The organism is Limnohabitans sp. (assembly GCF_040400975.1).
GTDB lineage: Bacteria > Pseudomonadota > Gammaproteobacteria > Burkholderiales > Burkholderiaceae_C > Limnohabitans_A.
In genome coordinates this window covers 114123-130569 of sequence record NZ_JBBAPF010000001.1, presented here as the reverse complement: position 1 = coordinate 130569, position 16447 = coordinate 114123, and the positions used below count along the sequence as shown (strand labels likewise).

The following is a 16447-nucleotide window of genomic DNA, read 5'->3' as shown; positions in this document are numbered from 1 at the left end:
GCCGGTCAAGGCCTCAGGTCAACGCTTTTTCAAACTCCGACAAACGCTTGTAAATCGAGCGCAGCTCGGTGATGTCGGTCCAACGCTCGATCAGGTAAGAAAAGGCGTCGTTCACTTTGTTGAAGGCATTGCTCACCTGCTGGATGACACCCAGAGTGATCACGCCCGTGAACAGCGATGGCCCCATCATGAGAAAAGGAAAGATCACCATCACCTGGCTATACAAATTGCTCCACAGGTGAAAGTAAGCGTAGTGGTTGAACAGCCGGAAATTGTTCAGCCGCACCCCCATGAACAACTCCAAAACCGTGGGCAAGTGCATGCGGCTGCGCTCGTCCTCGGCGAACACCAAATCCTTGCGCAGGGCCGCTTCGGTTTTCTGGTTGTTGTACTCCAGCCCCGGCAGGCGAATGCCCACAAACCATGAAATGACTGTGCCGCCCAGGGCCGTGACCAGCGCCACCCAAAACAGCGAGCCCTCAAACTGCAACCAGGCAATGGCCATGCCCGCCGACAAAGCCCACAAAATCGGAATGAAGGACACCAGCGTGAGCAGCGCACGCACCAAGCCCAGACCCAAGTTTTCGGTCTGGCGGGCAAAGCGCATGCAGTCCTCTTGAATCCGCTGCGACGCACCCTCTACGTTGTCATCGGTGCCCTGCCAGCGCGGCAAGTAATCCTCGGTCATGGCCTGACGCCATCGAAAAGCGAAGTGGGAAGCCAGATACGTCTCGAGGCTGCGCAGCAACATGAACGGAAAAGCAATCCACGCAAACTGCAGCATGAAGCCCCAGAACTTCTCCAGTCCTCCGGCTTGCTCGGGCTTTTGCAAGAGGTCATAAAACTCGCCGTACCAAGCGTTGAGCTTGACGGTCTGCTGCACCGTGATGAACACCAGAGCCACCAAGACCAGCAAGCCACCCCAAGCCCACAAGGCCCATCGGCGGGAGAGGAAGAAACTGCGGAACATGGGCTCTTTCGGTCAGGGGTTAACGCTGTCCACCGTCTCGGTCTTGAAGTCGGCAGGCAGCACCACTTCGAGCAACTCCAGATCCTCGCTATGGCCCAGCTCGCGGTGACGAATGCCCGGCGGCTGGTGCACACAGGAGCCGGCCTCCAGCCGAACCGCTCCCTGGCCCTCGTATTCAAACTCGATCCAACCCTTGAGCACATAGACCAGCTGGAACTCGGTGTGGTGCAAATGCGGCTGACTGGAAAATTCATGCCCCCCAGCAGCGCGGATCACACTGGCCGTGACACGCCCTTGCGTGGCCTGATTGAGCCCCAAATCACGGTACTCAAAAAACGAGCGCAGACCACGCTCGAACCGCGCATCTTTGGCGTGGGTCACCACAAAACCTTGTGTCGTCATCTGCATCTCCTGAATGGGTCGCCACCCGAATGGGAGGGTGATGGGCTATCGTAACGGCTTGTACCGTAGCGGCCTGTCTGCAGGTGGACTCAGACCCTGGGCTGCACACCATAGGCGCGCATGGCCGCCTGGATTTGCGACGCCTCTGTGGTTTCATCCGGATTGAAACGGTAGCTGGGTGCCACGATGGGGGCCACCGATGTGACACGAATGACCAGCACGCTGTGGATGACAAAACGTTGGCCCACCATGGGAAGCAATGGCGCGGCCCATGCAGAGAATTCTGGGTCGGCTGCACGCACCGCGCGCGCCATGCCCAGCAGCTTGAAGCCCTTTTGCACGAAGACATCGACAAAACTCAGGCAAACCTTCGGCTGATGCGCGATGTTGCGGACTGAATGGGGTGAAGCGATGTTCGCCACCACCACATGCGCATCGTCGGCAATGGCCCAAACCTCTTTGGGCGAGACATTGGGCTGACCCTCGGCATCCACGGTGGCCAGCCAGCACAGCACGCTCCGGCGAGCGGCTTCTTGGACGGGTTCATGCAAAAGGGTCATCGGCACTCTCCTTCGTGTGAATCGCTCTGAGCTTGCGCATTTCCAGCAACCCAGCAAATCAGGCCTCATCGTATACCCTGATTCATTATTTGAATAACAAAGGCAACATTCCCATCTATCGATATCTCATCCAAGGCGCTTTTTGGCGTATCCGATGATTGACTTCGAAATTTTCGTTACTACAATAAATGAACCGATATGCACATACTTTGGGACCCCGATAAACGGCAAACCAATTTGGACAAGCACGGTTTGGACTTCATTGACGCCGTGATGGTGCTGGACAGCAAATATCGACTGGACGTGAAAAGTGTTCGAAACCTAGAACTGCGCACCCAAGCATTTGCCTATGTGTTTGATGTGCTGGCTGTACTGACGGTGGTGTATGTCTCGCGACAAAGCGCGATGCGGATCATCAGCTTCAGGCCCGCCAGTGAAGAAGAAAGGACCGCCTACCATGAGTGGCTCAAAAACGATTTCGATGACGCTCGATGAATTGCGCACAGCCTCGGCCCAGGGGAAAACGAAAACGCAGAAAAACCGAGTTGAGGCCTCAGCGCCCTATGTATGGGACGGCCAAAATGAAAATGAACGCCCGCTGACGCTTGAAGAAATGCAGGCGGGCATCGAGACCTACCGCAGACAACGCGGACGCCCCACAGGAAGCGACAAAGAATCCACCACCATCCGGATAGATCGCGATGTGCTGGCCGCCTTTCGCGCTGGCGGCCCTGGCTGGCAAACCCGCATGAACACCGCGCTGCGCGATTGGCTCAAGACGCAATCACCTGTTTGAGACTCAGACCTTCTAAAACAGTTTTCCGCTTGTTGACGCCAACCGGAAACTGTCCCCCAGTTGTTCCGTATTGGACCTGCGTCAACAGGTAACGATCCACCCCTCCAACGAATCAAACGGCGGCAAGCCGTATTGCGGGTGCCCGGCTTCGTGCCGTTGTTGCGCCCAAGCCGCTTGCATTAGGCAAAGGGTGGCGTCGAGCGCGTCGCCGCTGGCATCGTCGGCGAGACGCCCCAGCAGCGCATTGCTGGCCACCAGGCGCAGGCCCAGGTGGGTTTGGCCGCGCTCCAATGAGCTCAGCAGTTCACGCCGGGCAAGCAGGCGCTCGGGGGTTTGTTTGGCTTTGTCGTCGCTTTTGTAGCTGGTGTTGCCCAGCACCTCACGCGCCAGCAGGCCGGGGTAGGCCTCCAGCGCAACACGCCGGGCATCGCCCGCACACAGGCCGGGCAGGTGCACACCCGCTTGGCGCAACAGGGGCACGCCCGCGTGCAACATGTAGGCCACAGGCGGGTTGACCCATTTCATGGAGGGGCTGGAGCCTGCGGGCCGGTCGGCGGCGCGGTGCGCGAACTTGCCGCCTGCAGGGCGGGCGTTGCAAAACGCAGCAAACTGTTCGCGAATCTCAGCACGCTCCAAGTCGCAATAGTGGTCCATGCAGGCAGCCCAGTCAGTGGGCCAGCCCAAGGTCTCGACCAGCTCACGCGGCAGGCCAAAAGGCAAATCGAAACCGCCCACCCAATCGGCAGGCTGCGCCAGCCAAGCACCAAACGCAGTCAAGGTGTCCAAGGTTTGCAGGCCCTGCAACTGCACTCTGTCCCGCCGGACTTGGCCCAGCGCCAGCACGATGGGCTTGCGTTTGGAGGGGCTGCTGGAGAAGTCGCAGCCGATCAGATTCATGGTTCACTTCGCGACGAGGGCGTCGCGCCTTCAAGGCTCAGGCGCGGCCGATGATGGACGCGGTGGCCATCAGCTCTTCAAGCAGGGCCAGTGAGACTTTGCCCGACACGTTGTAAGGGTCCAACTCGGCACGCTCGGAGTATTTGAGCAAGATGTTGGTGTTAACGCGCGATGCGTCCACCTGGCCCATGGTCCAACCGCCAAAACGTCGCTCAGAAATTTCTTCGTAATGCAGCAAGACAACGTCTTTGTGGCGCGCATCTTTTTGGATGTGGCCATACAGTTCACTCACGGCGCTGCGTCCACCTTCGATGGCTTGCAAAAAGATACCGCCGCCATAGCAAAGGATGCCGGTGATGCCGGTGCTGGGGTTGAACTGGCGCGAACGCGTCAAAATCGCATCGATGGTTTCAGGGCGGTCATCCACCACACGGCTGGCGTAAAGCAGGCGTACCAACATGGTCAATCCTTTTTGGGAATCAATGACAAAAATTCGCGGCGCAGGTTCGGGTCTTTGAGAAAGGCACCGCGCATGACCGAGTTGATCATCTTGCTGTCCATGTCTTTCACGCCGCGCCAGCCCATGCAGTAGTGGCTGGCTTCCATGACGATGGCCAAACCATCGGGCTGGGTTTTGCGCTGAATCAAATCGGCCAGCTGCACCACGGCTTCTTCTTGGATCTGGGGGCGGCCCATGATCCATTCGGCCAGGCGGGCGTACTTGGACAGGCCAATCACGTTGGTGTGTTCGTTGGGCAAAACACCGATCCAGATCTTGCCAATCACCGGGCAAAAGTGGTGGCTGCAAGCACTGCGCACCGTGATGGGGCCAACGATCATCAGCTCGTTCAGGTGCTCGGCATTGGGGAACTCGGTGATCTCGGGGGCTTCGACATAGCGACCCTTGAACACCTCTTTCAGGTACATCTTGGCCACGCGGCGAGCGGTGTCGCCTGTGTTGTGGTCGTTGACGGTGTCTATCACCAAACTGTCCAACACGCCCGACATTTTGGCGGTCACCTCATCCAACAGTTTTTCCAATTCGCCGGGCTCAATGAACTCGGCGATGTTGTCGTTGGCGTGAAAGCGTTTGCGGGCAGCGTGGATGCGCTCGCGGATCTTGACGGATACGGGTACGCCTTCGTCGTCGGGCGTGGCGGCAGAAGCAGTCATGGCATCTGGGGGTTCATTAACATGGGGTTGATCCTAACAGCGATTGATCGACGCACAAGGATCAGGGGTTTGCCTTGTGAGCCCCTCAATAACGGTGCCCCGTGATGAAAAGCGCCAAGCGCATGAGTCCAAAAGCCATGCGGTCTCGCCAACGCTGGTGCCAATAGCGGTGCTTGAAGGACTCTTCCACAGGCGTGCTTTGGGTGGCGATCACCTCGCTCAAACGCAGGTGCAAATGTTGCGCAAACACGCCATCCGCCACCACCACATTGGCCTCGCGCGCCAACAAGAGGCTGAGCGGGTCCAGATTGGACGAGCCCACTGTGGCCCAGGGACGCTCATGGTGGGCATCGACCACGGCCACTTTGGCGTGCAAAAAACTGGCGTCGTACTGGTAAATCTCAACACCCGCCGCCAACAAAATCCCATACACAGGACGAGCCGCGTGGTATTGCATGAAGTATTCGTAGCGTCCTTGCACCAACAATCTCACACGCACGCCGCGCCGGGCGGCATGGACCAAAGCTTGGCGAAGCCTGCGGCCCGGCAAAAAGTAGGCATTGGCGATCACCACCTCATGGCGAGCTAGGCCAATGGCTTTGAGGTAAGCCCGCTCGATTTGGTTGCGGTGCAGCACGTTGTCGCGCAACAGCAAAGCCGCCCGACTCGAAGGCAAGGACCCGTCCGGCAAGGGGGGCGATTGCTTCCAAGGCAGGGGCAAACCTGCTGCTTTGAACGAGCGCCAAGCCTGCGGAATTTGTCGTTCTCGCGCATGCTGTGCGCCCTGCAAACGCCACCAAAGCTGCGCCATGCTGTCCTGGATTTTCCCCACCAACTCGCCCTGAGCACGAACCGCAAAATCAAGTCGCGGCCGGGCCAAAGTTCCATGGTGCGGGTCGTACCAGTCGTCCAAAATATTGATGCCGCCGCAAAAAGCAGTGTGACCGTCCACCACGCACAGCTTGCGGTGCAGCCGACGCCAACGACTGGGAATGAGCAAGCCCAAAGCGCCCAATGGGGAATAAATCCGGCATTCAACGCCGGCTTGTTCAAGTCTCGCGCGCCAGACATCGGGCAACTTGGGCGTGCCCACGCCATCCACCACCAACCACACCCGCACGCCCCGCAGGGCAGCCCGCTCCAGCGCTTCGGCTACACCGATGGCGGCCCCATGCACATCAAAAATATAGGTTTCCAACAGCACATGCGATTGCGCTTGGTCCAAGGCCTGAGTCAAATTTTCGAAATACGCTTGCCCCCCTTCGATCAATCGAATGTGGTGGCCATCGGTCAAGGCGGGGTTGTGCCGCATGCTCAATCGTTCCAGGCAAACTCTGCCACCAATGGCAAGTGGTCCGACATGCGTTGCCAAATCCGGCCCGTCGGTACCATGGCGTGCACCGGCGTCAGGCCTCGGGCGTACACATGGTCCAGTTGGTTCAAGGGCAGACGCGAGGGGTAAGTGGGCGTGGGCTTTTCGCGCCATTCACGAAAACCCGCTTGCGCCATGCGCCGGCCAAGGCCCGTTCCCCAGTCGTTGAAGTCGCCCGCCACCAACACCGGCTCATGGGCAGGAATGTCTTGCTCAATGTGCGCCAACAGGCTGACCACTTGGCGCACGCGGCTGGCAGGCACCAGTCCCAAATGCACCACCAGCACATGCACCACACGGTCAACGACTTCGACTTGGGTGTGCAAGAACCCCCGCTGCTCAAATCGGTGGTCCGAGATGTCGCGGTGTTGGTGCGTCAACACAGGCCAACGCGACAGCATCGCATTGCCATGTTCGCCGTGGCGCGTGATGGCATTGGTGCGGTAAATGGCCTCGTACCCCTCGGGCGCCAAAAATTCGGCTTGCGGCAAGCTCGGCCAATGAGCAAAAAATCGCTCTTCGCGTCGGTGCACGCTGCGCACCTCTTGCAGGCAAACCATGTCGGCATCCAACTGCTCCACAGCGTGGCCCAAGTTGTGGATTTCCAAACGCCGCGCAGGGCCCATCCCCTGCACACCCTTGTGGATGTTGTAGGTCGCCACCCGCAACACAGGGTGTTCATGGCGCTCGGGCTTCATGGCGACATGTCCGTCATATAGCGCGGCAACATCAATATGGCTTCGGCATTGGAGGCCGAAAAACAATGGTCGGCGGCGGCCTGCCAATCGAGCCATTGCCATTCGGTGTGTTCGCTGGGGCTCAAGGTGATCGGCATTTTTTGGGGCACACACAGCCCAAACACGCGCTCCGTGTTGCGGCTGACATCGGGGTGGTAGCGCCAGCGCCAAGCCGGGTAGATGTCGTACACATTTTCAAGCTGCCAATCTTGCAGATGGCAGTCAGGGTGTTGGGCATCCAGGCCGGTTTCCTCTTGAACCTCGCGAATGGCCGTCTCGACCCAAGTTTCGGCCCTGTGGTCTTTGCTGCCCGTCACAGATTGCCAGGTGCCTGCATCGGCACGGCGGATCAGCAAGACCTCGCGCTGTGGGGTGTAAATCACCACCAACACGGATTCAGGAATTTTGTAAATGGTTTCGTCCACAGCCTCATTCTAGGCAGCACAGGCCTTGGTAGGATGAGACCATGTCAAATACCAGCCAGACAAGCGCTTTGCCCGCACTGCTTCGCAGCCACCATTTGAGTGGCGGTCCCTCGGGCGAAACCATCGTTCATGAACTGTCTTACGAATGGACACCTGGCCTCCATTGGGTGTGCGGTGATGAGGGCTGCGGCAAAACCAGCCTATTGCGTTTGCTGGCGGGTGATTTGCCTGCACTTCACGGGACTGTGGACAGGCCATCGGATAGGGTGTTTTGGGCCGACTTGAAAGGCGGTGAACACGACCAGACCACCGTGCAAGCCTGCTGGGACCAGCTCAAAACGCTCTATCCCAACTGGCAGCACGCGCTTGAACAAGACCTCATCGAAGCCCTCGACATGGAACGGCACCGACACAAGCCATTGTTCATGCTGTCCACAGGCAGCCGCCGCAAAGTGATGCTGGTGGCCGCCTTGGCTTCGGGCGCCAGCATCACTTTGCTCGACCAACCCTTTGTCTCTTTGGACGCAGTTTCGGTACGCGTGATCAAGGATTTTTTGGCTGAAGCCGCTGCGCACCCCAGCCGCGCCTGGATCGTGGCCGATTACGAAGCGCCACAAGACTTGACACCCAACAGCGTGCTGGATTTGAGTCGACACAAGCACTGACCTTTCGAACCGCTCTTGAGCCGCGCGAGACGCCTTTGAAAAGTCAGGGCATATCCAGTGCATTGCGTGAGTTTTAGGGCGTTTCCACGCTATGCCCCATAATGCGTGCGTGAACGTTGTAAAAAATGTCACAAGTCAGGTGATCGGTCAGTTTCGCGCGCTACGGCGGCACTTTTCAGGTTTGTTGTGCTTTCGGGACCCCATCGCTTTTGTTTTCATGTGTTTTTCAGGAGTCCCCATGGGCAATAAACTTTACGTCGGCAACCTGCCGTACACCGTTCGCGACGAAGACCTGCAACAGGCTTTCGGCGAATTCGGCGCCATCACCAGCGCCAAAGTCATGATGGAACGCGACACCGGTCGCTCCAAAGGTTTCGGTTTTGTGGAAATGGGCAGCGATGCCGAAGCCCAAGCCGCGATCAACGGCATGAATGGCCAATCTTTGGGTGGTCGCAGCATCACCGTGAACGAAGCCCGTCCGATGGAGGCACGTCCTCCTCGTACTGGCGGCTTCGGTGGTGGTGGCGGTTACGGCGGTGGCGGTGATCGCTCCGGCGGTGGCGGCTACGGCGGCGGCCGTTCCGGCGGTGGCGGCTACGGCGGTGGTGGCGATCGCTCCGGCGGTGGCGGCTACGGCGGTGGCGGCGGCGGCCGCGGCGGCTACTAAGCCCTGCAAACCCCGCAAACGGCAGCAATGCCGTTGCAAATTTTCTGGCTCAGTGTCAAGCTGAGCACAGGCATCAAAGGCTTCAAGACCTCGGTTTTGAAGCCTTTTTTGTGGGCCTATTTGCTCACTCGTGGCTTATTCGTCTGCAAAGAAGTCAGAGTCTATTTTTTTCAGTTGATAGGTGGCTGTAATTGAAACGCCCAGGTCGTGCTCAATCATCAATTGCGCCAATCGAACACCGTCGATCAAAACAATCCTGTAGGAACGACTGTTTTTTACTGCAGCCACCGCTGCTGGCGTAAAAGTACTCGTGGTGATAAATACGCCTTTACTCGCACCTTTGGCATCAAGTGCTCCCTTAAAGTCACGAATGGGGCCCTCACCCACAGATCCTTCCCAGCGTTTTGCCTGGATGTAAATAGCATCCAAACCAAGTCGGTCCTCGTTGATAACGCCGTCAATACCGCCGTCACCAGATCTACCAACGGCTTTACCCGCTTCGATTTGACTGCCGCCGTACCCCATATTGAGAAGCAACTTAACCACCAGTCTCTCGAAAAATTCTGGACTGCATTGCTTGATGATTTCAATCAACTCATCCGCCAACTCTTGCGACATTTCCGCATGCGCACGCTCTAAAACCTCTTCTGGGGATGCACTGGCCACGGATTCAGCCGCATCAACCGCCGCAGTTTTAGATGCCAAGATGGGCTGAGTCGACTGGGGAAATTGCTCAAGTAAACGAAGATCAATTTTGGTGGGATGTGTCGACAAAACTTGCCGACCTCTTTCGGTGATGACAATCACACCCCTCCTCGGCTGATCGATGAGCCCGGCTTTTTTGAGGTGTGTTTTTGCCCATGCCAGGCGGTTGTAAAAAAGAGGAGCGCGTCCACTTGGAAGCATCTCAGCCCATTCAGATTCCGAGAGATTAAATTGCTGACCGATCGTCAACGTGGCATCCCTGATTGCATGCTCTTTGTCGTCTGCTATCAAATTCATCAATGGAAGCATCAAACTCTGGAAATCAGGAATCGGCATGTTTGTCTCAGTAAAAAAGGGTGCGACTCCAAGAATCGCACCCTTCAATTTAGCATCAAAAATTATTATTGCTTGACCGCATCCACATTGCGCAGGCGGATGTGCAATTCGCGCAATTGCTTTTCGTCCACCGGGCTTGGCGCTTGCGTGAGCAAGCACTGAGCACGTTGTGTCTTGGGGAAGGCGATCACATCACGAATCGACTCTGCACCGGTCATGAGCGTGACGATGCGGTCCAGACCAAAGGCCAAACCGCCGTGCGGAGGCGCACCGTATTGCAGGGCGTCGAGCAAGAAGCCAAACTTGAGTTGGGCTTCTTCGGGCGTGATCTTCAACGCGTCAAACACTTTTTGCTGCACGTCAGCGCGGTGGATACGCACGGAGCCACCACCCATTTCCCAGCCATTCAACACCATGTCGTAGCCCTTGGAGATGCACTTCTCGGGCGCGGTGACCATCCAGTCTTCGTGGCCGTCTTTGGGCGCGGTGAAGGGGTGGTGCACGGCGGTGTAACGCTGGCTTTCGTCGTCGTATTCGAACATCGGGAAGTCCACCACCCACATGGGGGCCCAGCGGTCTTCAAACAGGCCGTTGGCTTTGCCGAAGGCGCTGTGGCCAATCTTGATACGCAGGGCACCGATGGCGTCGTTGACGATTTTCTCTTTGTCGGCACCAAAGAAGATCAGGTCGCCGTTTTGGGCACCCGAGCGCTCCAGCACAGCCGTCAAGGCCGCGTCGTGGATGTTCTTCACGATGGGCGACTGCAAGCCATCACGACCTTTGGACAGGTCGTTGACGCGGATGTAGGCCAGGCCCTTGGCACCGTAGATCTTGACGAACTCGGTGTAGGCGTCGATCTCACCACGGCTGATGCCGCCGCCTTCGACCGAGCCATTGGGCACGCGCAGGGCGACCACGCGGCCGCCCTTCATGTTGGCGGCACCCGAGAACACTTTGAAGTCCACATCGCCCATGACGTCGGTCACTTCGGTGAACTGCAGTTTCACGCGCAGGTCAGGCTTGTCCGAGCCGTACAGGTGCATGGCGTCTTGGTAGGTCATGACCGGAAACTCGCCCAGGTCCACGCCAATGGTCTTCTGGAACACGCGTTTGATCATGCCCTGGAACATGTCGCGGATTTCTTCTTCGGTCAGGAAAGAAGTTTCGATATCGATCTGGGTGAATTCGGGCTGGCGGTCAGCGCGCAGGTCTTCGTCACGGAAGCACTTGGTGATTTGGTAATAACGGTCATAGCCCGCCACCATCAACAACTGCTTGAAGAGCTGGGGCGACTGGGGCAGCGCAAAGAACTGGCCGTCGTGGACTCGGCTGGGCACGAGGTAGTCGCGCGCACCCTCAGGCGTGCTCTTGGTCAGCATGGGGGTTTCGATGTCGACAAAGCCGTTTTCGTCCAAGTACTTGCGCACTTCCATGGCCACTTTGTAGCGCAGCATCAGGTTGTTTTGCATGTAGGGGCGGCGCAGGTCCAGCACGCGGTGCGTGAGGCGGGTCGTCTCCGACAAGTTGTCGTCATCGATTTGAAAAGGGGGTGTGACCGATTCGTTCAAAACGATCAGTTCGTGGCACAGCACCTCGATCTTGCCGCTCTTAAGAACGTCGTTGCTGGTGCCCTCAGGGCGCGCGCGCACCACACCTTTGATCTGCACGCAGTACTCGTTGCGCACGTCTTCGGCCACTTTGAACATCTCGGGGCGATCCGGGTCACACACCACCTGCACATAACCTTCGCGGTCTCGCAAGTCGATGAAAATGACACCGCCATGGTCACGGCGACGGTTGACCCAGCCGCACAGGCTCACGGTTTGGCCAGTCAGGGCTTCGGTCACTTGACCGCAGTAATGGGAACGCATGGACATGTTGTACTCTCTGAAATCGGAAAAACAGTTCGGTGAAAAAGCGGCTCAGGCAGCAGGTGGTTTCAAGGCGTCGGCGCCTGGCTTGGGACCACGGATGGGAGGCACCATGACCCCCATGGAGATGATGTACTTGAGGGCGTCATCCACGGTCATATCGAGTTCGACCACGTCGGCTTTGGGCATCATCAAAAAGAAGCCCGATGTCGGGTTGGGCGTCGTCGGCACATACACACTGACCATGGGCTGGTTCATGTGGGTGGCCACCTCACCGCCTGGGGTGCCCGTTAAAAAAGCCACGGTCCACGAGCCTTGCCGGGGGTATTGCACCAACAGCGCCTTGGAGAAGGCATGGCCGCTGCCCGAAAACAAGGTGTCGGCCACCTGCTTGACGCTGGTGTAGATGCTGCGAACCACGGGGATGCGGTTCATCATGCCGTGCCATTTGCGCAGCCACCATTGGCCAAACATATTGGCCACAAACACCCCCGTGGCAAAAATGAACACGGCCACAATGGCCACACCCAAACCGGGCACACCACGCAGGTATTCGGCATTGGCATGAATGCCTGGAATCAGGGTGTCGGCCGCATGAAGCACTGCCCGGAAGATGGCGTCCAGCACGCCCACCAGCCACATGATGACCCACACCGTGATGCCCATGGGCAGCCACACCAACAAGCCAGTGATGAAGTATTGTTTGAAGCTGCGGTTTTTCATGAGGGCAATCGGTGAGGGGCGGAACTCAGTGAAACTGAACCAGCTTCAATGGCAGGCGCAAGAAGCCGCGCAGGCTCCGGCACTGCTGGAAGTGGTCGAGGCAGGCGTCGCGTCACCGCCCGCAGAAACGGCAGGCGCAGCTGCAGGCGATGCCACTGCGTCGGCCGTTGCAGGGACTGTGGTGGCTGCCGAGCCTCCGCCTTTGAAATCGGTGGCGTACCAGCCCGTGCCTTTGAGTTGAAAGCCTGGGGCTGTGAGTTGTTTGTTGAATTTGGGCGCTCCGCAAACCGGGCAATCGGTCAGGGCCGCGTCGCTCATTTTTTGCAAAACATCCTTGGCATGGCCGCAGGCGTCGCATTTGTAAGCGTAAATGGGCATGGAAAAAGCCTTTGAAGGTGATGCAAGAAAACCTTCAATTATAGGCTTGGCTGAGTCATCACGACCCAGCGGCCATCGGTTCAAGGTCGCGCCCAGGCTTGGCGTTCAGCGAACCGCTGAATCGTGGGCAGAGTGGCCCAAAGCACTGGCGATGGACTGACCCCGGTTGGGGAAAATCGTGGGTGTCAGGGAGCCCAGCAACATGCCAAAGATGGAAGCGGCCAAACCCAGCAAGTTGGCAGGTATCAGGGTATCGGGTATCCAAAAGTTGAACACCAGCCAAGTGCCCACGCCCAACACCACCGAGAACAAAGCGCCCTGGGTGTTGGCACGCCGCCAGAAAGCCCCCGCAACCAAGGGCACAAATGCGCCGGTCAAGGTCACGTTGTAAGCGTTTTGCACCATTTCATACATGGTGCTCGTGCTGTTCATGGCAAACAACAAGGCGCACGATGTGAAGCTGACCAATGTCACCCGCAAAAGCAGCAAAAACTGGCGATCGCTCATGCGGGGCACGAAAGGCTTGAGCACGTTTTCGGTGAAAGTGGCGGTGGGCGCCAACAAAGCGCCACTGGCGGTGGACAAAATGGCCGAGAGCAAAGCGCCAAAGAACAAGATTTGCGCCCACATGGGCATCTGTCCCAAGACCAAGTCGGGCAGGATGCGCTGGATAGCGCGAGCGTCTTCCGATTCGAACAAGGCCTTCAGTTCTGGGTGAGCGATCAAGGCCGCGTAGGCGATATACAAAGGAATGAATGCAAAAACAAAGTACATCATGGCACCAATGACCGTGCCACGAACTGCGGTTTTTTCGTCTTTGGCACTGGTCATGCGCTGGAAGACGTCTTGCTGCGGAATGGAGCCAAAAGCAAAAGCAAAAAAAGCACCGGCCATGGCCCACCAAGCCGCAGCGTCCATGTCCGACGGGAACATGTCGAACTTGCCGTCGGCTGCTGCTTGAGCAATGACTTTGTCAAACCCTCCGGCGTTGCCCCCTACCAACAAGGCCACCGCCATCAGCCCCACCACGATCACCACCGTCTGAAACAAGTCGGTGAAAGCCACCGACCACATGCCGCCAAACACGGTGTAGACCAGCACGACGGCTGCGCCCATCATGATGGCGTGGTTCAGGTCAATGGCACCCGAGGACAACACATGGATGACCAAACCCAGCGCCGTCAGTTGCGCCGAAGTCCAGCCCAAATAAGACACCACAATCGCCACACTGGTCAAAACCTCAACCGACTTGCCGTACCGCACCTTGTAAAAGTCACCAATGGTCAACAGGTTCAGACGGTAAAACAGCTTGGCAAAGAGCAAAGCGGCCAGCACCAAGCACACCGTGGCGCCAAAGGGGTCGCCAGGAATGCCATTCAAACCGTCTTTGGCAAAAGTGGCCGAGACCGACAACACCGTTTCGGCACCGAACCAAGTGGCAAATACCGTGGCCACGTTCATGTAAAGCGGCAAACTTCGGCCTGCCACCAGATAATCCTTGGCCCCATGGACCCTGCGTGCTGCAAACAGACCAATGCAAATGGTCACTGTCAAATAAGCGATCACAAAAGTCAGCAACACCTTCGTACCCTCCAGATATCAAGAATCACATGAACAGTTGCAAATGCATGGCAAGTTGCAAAACTGCCAAGGAGACCACAAAACCAAGCCCAGCGTAAATCAGGGTTTGCAGCAGTTTGTTGGTTCTGCGCTGCTCCGCCAACAGGTGCTCGATCTGCGTCGCATCGTTCGAACGCGGTTGCTTGAGGTAATCGCTCAGCAAACGCGGCAACTGGGGCAATAACTTGGCGTAGTGCGGGGCCTGGGCTTTGAGCTCCTCCCAGAGCTTTTTGGGTCCGATTTGCTCCAGCATCCAGGTTTCCAGAAAAGGCTTGGCCGTGCTCCACAAATCCAGCTCAGGGTCCAGATCGCGACCCAAGCCTTCGATGTTGAGCAAGGTTTTTTGCAGCAGAACCAGCTGCGGCTGGATTTCAACTTGAAAACGGCGTGAAGTCTGAAACAGGCGCATCAACACCATGCCCAAAGAAATCTCCTTGAGGGGGCGATCAAAGTAAGGCTCGCACACCGCGCGAATGGCCGACTCCAGCTCATCGACCCGCGTCTCGGCGGGCACCCAGCCGGACTCGATGTGCAGCTCGGCCACGCGCTTGTAGTCACGGCGGAAAAACGCAGTGAAGTTTTGCGCCAGGTACTCCTTGTCGTACTCGGTGAGCGTGCCCACGATGCCAAAGTCGAGGGAGATGTAACGCCCAAAGGTCTCGGGGGCGAGGCTCACCTGGATATTGCCCGGGTGCATGTCGGCGTGGAAGAAACCGTCGCGAAACACTTGCGTGAAAAACAGCGTCACACCATCGCGGGCCAGCTTGGGGATGTCGACACCCGCTTCGCGCAAACGGTCGACCTGGCTGATGGGCACGCCGTGCATGCGCTCCATGACAATGACCTCGGGGTGACAAAAGTCCCAGATCATCTCGGGGATCAACACCAAATCAATCCCTTGCATGTTGCGCCGCAACTGTGCGGCGTTGGCAGCTTCTCGCACCAAGTCCAGCTCGTCGTGAAGGTATTTGTCAAACTCGGCCACCACCTCTCGGGGTTTGAGGCGCTTGCCGTCGGTGCTCAGACTTTCGACCCAACCCGCCATCATGCGCATGAGGCTGAGGTCTTTGTCGATGACGGGCAGCATGCCTGGGCGCAAAACCTTGACCGCCACTTCACGCACTTCGCCCGATTTGCCGCGCAAGGTGCCAAAGTGCACCTGCGCGATCGAGGCACTGGCCACGGGTTCGCGCTCAAAGGTTTCAAAAATATCGTCAACCGGACGGCCAAACGCCCGCTCTATCGAGGCCACAGCAATCTCAGAGCTGAAAGGTGGCACACGGTCTTGCAGTTTGGCCAATTCTTCGGCGATGTCGGGGGCCAATAGATCACGCCGGGTCGACAACACCTGACCAAACTTCACAAAAATGGGGCCAAGCCGCTCGAGCGCTTCCCGCAGGCGTACCGCCCTGGGCGAACGCAGGTCACGTCCTACCGACAAAACTCGGGCCAGCAGGCGAATCCAGGGCTTTTGAAAGCTCGACAACACCAACTCGTCCAGGCCGTAGCGCAAGACGATGAAAACAATGAAGGCACCGCGCCCGAAACGGCCCCAGCGCATCATGCTGCGCTGCCGGTGCGCAGCCCAGAGCCTGGGCGCTGGGCGACAAAACTGCGCAAAGCCGTCATGGCCTGACGGGCGGCTTGAGCCAAGGTGTGCGCAGGGGCATCCCCGATCAGGCGCGCCAAATCCTCCTCAGCGTCCCAACGCACATGGTCGATCAACCAGTTGACCTCAGCGGCCAGTTGGACATCGCCTTCGATCCGAACTTTGGGTTTGTCACCCCGCGCCAGGGCCGAAGCCAAAGAAACGGGTGACTCTTCGGTCACCGTCAAGCGCAGGTCAAAACCCTCAAAGTGCCCCCTGGCCAGCAATCCCGCAGGGGTTGGCGTCAGCTGCAGCTGCACACGCTCCCAAACCAGCTCGATGCGCTGGCCTTTTTGACGGGCCAAACGGGCCATGGCTTCAGGCTCGCTCATCAAGACATGGTTCAGAAACAGCACCATGCGGTTGACCGCTTCGTCAACCACCCATTCAGGCGGCTGGAAGGAGGTGTTGAATTGGTGGGCCATTTGGCCGGCCAGGTCGGGTAGCGCCTGAGCGGCCCATGAAAAAGGGGACTGTGTTGCCATAGTCCCCGATTATTCCC

The 16447-nt window shown here is 57.9% G+C and carries 20 protein-coding genes; 4 read left to right on the top strand and 16 right to left on the bottom strand.

Features of this window, described 5'->3' with window-relative positions:
• Positions 1–13: 13 nt before the first annotated feature.
• The 3 genes from ABWQ00_RS00690 to ABWQ00_RS00680 all read right to left on the bottom strand — a co-directional run bounded on the left by ABWQ00_RS00690 (position 14) and on the right by ABWQ00_RS00680 (position 1932).
• Positions 14–970: a putative transporter gene (locus ABWQ00_RS00690; RefSeq protein ID WP_353236741.1), complete on the bottom strand. Its 957-nt coding sequence runs from the start codon at positions 968–970 to the stop codon at positions 14–16.
• A 12-nt stretch (positions 971–982) separates the two neighbouring features.
• A complete protein-coding gene (locus ABWQ00_RS00685) occupies positions 983–1372 on the bottom strand; it encodes a cupin domain-containing protein (protein ID WP_353236740.1) in 390 nt (129 codons plus the stop codon).
• Between the two features lie 89 nt (positions 1373–1461).
• Entirely contained in the window at positions 1462–1932 is a 471-nt protein-coding gene (locus ABWQ00_RS00680) for a pyridoxamine 5'-phosphate oxidase family protein (protein ID WP_353236739.1), read from the bottom strand.
• Between the two features lie 198 nt (positions 1933–2130).
• Between ABWQ00_RS00680 and ABWQ00_RS00675 the strand changes: the two genes are divergently transcribed.
• Both ABWQ00_RS00675 and ABWQ00_RS00670 read left to right on the top strand, forming a co-directional pair.
• Positions 2131–2427, top strand: a complete 297-nt coding sequence (locus ABWQ00_RS00675; protein ID WP_353236738.1) for a BrnT family toxin — start codon at positions 2131–2133, stop codon at positions 2425–2427.
• Entirely contained in the window at positions 2390–2728 is a 339-nt protein-coding gene (locus tag ABWQ00_RS00670; protein WP_353236737.1) for a BrnA antitoxin family protein, read from the top strand. The genes ABWQ00_RS00675 and ABWQ00_RS00670 overlap by 38 nt, the downstream gene beginning before the upstream one ends.
• An 81-nt stretch (positions 2729–2809) precedes the next feature.
• Here ABWQ00_RS00670 and ABWQ00_RS00665 read toward each other — a convergent pair whose 3' ends face one another.
• From ABWQ00_RS00665 to nudB, 6 genes are all read right to left on the bottom strand, one after another.
• Complete coding sequence (locus ABWQ00_RS00665; RefSeq protein ID WP_353236736.1) at positions 2810–3625, bottom strand: DUF429 domain-containing protein; 816 nt, start codon at positions 3623–3625, stop codon at positions 2810–2812.
• 37 nt (positions 3626–3662) lie between these two features.
• Positions 3663–4085, bottom strand: coding sequence for a BLUF domain-containing protein (locus ABWQ00_RS00660; RefSeq protein WP_353236735.1), 423 nt, complete (start codon positions 4083–4085; stop codon positions 3663–3665).
• Between the two features lie 2 nt (positions 4086–4087).
• Entirely contained in the window at positions 4088–4798 is a 711-nt protein-coding gene (gene folE, locus ABWQ00_RS00655; protein ID WP_353236734.1) for a GTP cyclohydrolase I, read from the bottom strand.
• Positions 4799–4883: 85 nt separating this feature from the next.
• Positions 4884–6110 carry a cardiolipin synthase ClsB gene (clsB, locus tag ABWQ00_RS00650; RefSeq protein WP_353236733.1) on the bottom strand — a complete coding sequence of 409 codons (1227 nt, stop codon included), beginning with the start codon at positions 6108–6110 and terminating at the stop codon, positions 4884–4886.
• A 2-nt stretch (positions 6111–6112) separates the two neighbouring features.
• Entirely contained in the window at positions 6113–6868 is a 756-nt protein-coding gene (locus tag ABWQ00_RS00645) for an endonuclease/exonuclease/phosphatase family protein (protein ID WP_353236732.1), read from the bottom strand.
• Complete coding sequence (gene nudB / locus ABWQ00_RS00640; protein ID WP_353236731.1) at positions 6865–7332, bottom strand: dihydroneopterin triphosphate diphosphatase; 468 nt, start codon at positions 7330–7332, stop codon at positions 6865–6867. Before nudB ends, ABWQ00_RS00645 begins: the two co-directional genes overlap by 4 nt.
• 41 nt (positions 7333–7373) lie before the next feature.
• On the opposite strand from nudB, the gene ABWQ00_RS00635 reads away from it, so the two are divergent.
• Positions 7374–7997: an ABC transporter ATP-binding protein gene (locus tag ABWQ00_RS00635; RefSeq protein WP_353236730.1), complete on the top strand. Its 624-nt coding sequence runs from the start codon at positions 7374–7376 to the stop codon at positions 7995–7997.
• A gap of 238 nt (positions 7998–8235) precedes the next feature.
• Complete coding sequence (gene rbp, locus ABWQ00_RS00630; protein ID WP_353236729.1) at positions 8236–8664, top strand: RNA-binding regulator; 429 nt, start codon at positions 8236–8238, stop codon at positions 8662–8664.
• Between the two features lie 135 nt (positions 8665–8799).
• Here rbp and ABWQ00_RS00625 read toward each other — a convergent pair whose 3' ends face one another.
• From ABWQ00_RS00625 to ABWQ00_RS00595, 7 genes are all read right to left on the bottom strand, one after another.
• A complete protein-coding gene (locus ABWQ00_RS00625) occupies positions 8800–9705 on the bottom strand; it encodes a restriction endonuclease (RefSeq protein ID WP_353236728.1) in 906 nt (301 codons plus the stop codon).
• Between the two features lie 65 nt (positions 9706–9770).
• Positions 9771–11582, bottom strand: coding sequence for an aspartate--tRNA ligase (gene aspS / locus ABWQ00_RS00620; RefSeq protein ID WP_353236727.1), 1812 nt, complete (start codon positions 11580–11582; stop codon positions 9771–9773).
• A gap of 45 nt (positions 11583–11627) precedes the next feature.
• Positions 11628–12299 carry a DUF502 domain-containing protein gene (locus tag ABWQ00_RS00615; RefSeq protein ID WP_353236726.1) on the bottom strand — a complete coding sequence of 224 codons (672 nt, stop codon included), beginning with the start codon at positions 12297–12299 and terminating at the stop codon, positions 11628–11630.
• A gap of 45 nt (positions 12300–12344) precedes the next feature.
• Positions 12345–12677, bottom strand: a complete 333-nt coding sequence (locus ABWQ00_RS00610; protein WP_353236725.1) for an FmdB family zinc ribbon protein — start codon at positions 12675–12677, stop codon at positions 12345–12347.
• A gap of 105 nt (positions 12678–12782) precedes the next feature.
• Positions 12783–14258: a high affinity choline transporter 1 gene (locus ABWQ00_RS00605; RefSeq protein WP_353236724.1), complete on the bottom strand. Its 1476-nt coding sequence runs from the start codon at positions 14256–14258 to the stop codon at positions 12783–12785.
• 25 nt (positions 14259–14283) lie between these two features.
• Entirely contained in the window at positions 14284–15861 is a 1578-nt protein-coding gene (gene ubiB / locus ABWQ00_RS00600; protein ID WP_353236723.1) for a ubiquinone biosynthesis regulatory protein kinase UbiB, read from the bottom strand.
• The gene (locus ABWQ00_RS00595; RefSeq protein ID WP_502908042.1) at positions 15858–16430 is read right to left on the bottom strand and encodes a hypothetical protein; all 573 of its coding nucleotides are present in this window, start codon (positions 16428–16430) and stop codon (positions 15858–15860) included. Before ABWQ00_RS00595 ends, ubiB begins: the two co-directional genes overlap by 4 nt.
• Positions 16431–16447: the final 17 nt, after the last annotated feature.

Bases quoted from the DNA above. Each gene is read 5' to 3' on its own strand.
- ABWQ00_RS00690 (WP_353236741.1), bottom strand. From the start codon at position 970: ATGTTCCGCAGTTTCTTCCTCTCCCGCCGATGGGCCTTGTGGGCTTGG.
- ABWQ00_RS00685 (WP_353236740.1), bottom strand. From the start codon at position 1,372: ATGACGACACAAGGTTTTGTGGTGACCCACGCCAAAGATGCGCGGTTC.
- ABWQ00_RS00680 (WP_353236739.1), bottom strand. From the start codon at position 1,932: ATGACCCTTTTGCATGAACCCGTCCAAGAAGCCGCTCGCCGGAGCGTG.
- ABWQ00_RS00675 (WP_353236738.1), top strand. From the start codon at position 2,131: ATGCACATACTTTGGGACCCCGATAAACGGCAAACCAATTTGGACAAG.
- ABWQ00_RS00670 (WP_353236737.1), top strand. From the start codon at position 2,390: ATGAGTGGCTCAAAAACGATTTCGATGACGCTCGATGAATTGCGCACA.
- ABWQ00_RS00665 (WP_353236736.1), bottom strand. From the start codon at position 3,625: ATGAATCTGATCGGCTGCGACTTCTCCAGCAGCCCCTCCAAACGCAAG.
- ABWQ00_RS00660 (WP_353236735.1), bottom strand. From the start codon at position 4,085: ATGTTGGTACGCCTGCTTTACGCCAGCCGTGTGGTGGATGACCGCCCT.
- folE (WP_353236734.1), bottom strand. From the start codon at position 4,798: ATGACTGCTTCTGCCGCCACGCCCGACGACGAAGGCGTACCCGTATCC.
- clsB (WP_353236733.1), bottom strand. From the start codon at position 6,110: ATGCGGCACAACCCCGCCTTGACCGATGGCCACCACATTCGATTGATC.
- ABWQ00_RS00645 (WP_353236732.1), bottom strand. From the start codon at position 6,868: ATGAAGCCCGAGCGCCATGAACACCCTGTGTTGCGGGTGGCGACCTAC.
- ABWQ00_RS00635 (WP_353236730.1), top strand. From the start codon at position 7,374: ATGTCAAATACCAGCCAGACAAGCGCTTTGCCCGCACTGCTTCGCAGC.
- rbp (WP_353236729.1), top strand. From the start codon at position 8,236: ATGGGCAATAAACTTTACGTCGGCAACCTGCCGTACACCGTTCGCGAC.
- ABWQ00_RS00625 (WP_353236728.1), bottom strand. From the start codon at position 9,705: ATGCCGATTCCTGATTTCCAGAGTTTGATGCTTCCATTGATGAATTTG.
- aspS (WP_353236727.1), bottom strand. From the start codon at position 11,582: ATGTCCATGCGTTCCCATTACTGCGGTCAAGTGACCGAAGCCCTGACT.
- ABWQ00_RS00615 (WP_353236726.1), bottom strand. From the start codon at position 12,299: ATGAAAAACCGCAGCTTCAAACAATACTTCATCACTGGCTTGTTGGTG.
- ABWQ00_RS00610 (WP_353236725.1), bottom strand. From the start codon at position 12,677: ATGCCCATTTACGCTTACAAATGCGACGCCTGCGGCCATGCCAAGGAT.
- ubiB (WP_353236723.1), bottom strand. From the start codon at position 15,861: ATGATGCGCTGGGGCCGTTTCGGGCGCGGTGCCTTCATTGTTTTCATC.
- ABWQ00_RS00595 (WP_502908042.1), bottom strand. From the start codon at position 16,430: ATGGCAACACAGTCCCCTTTTTCATGGGCCGCTCAGGCGCTACCCGAC.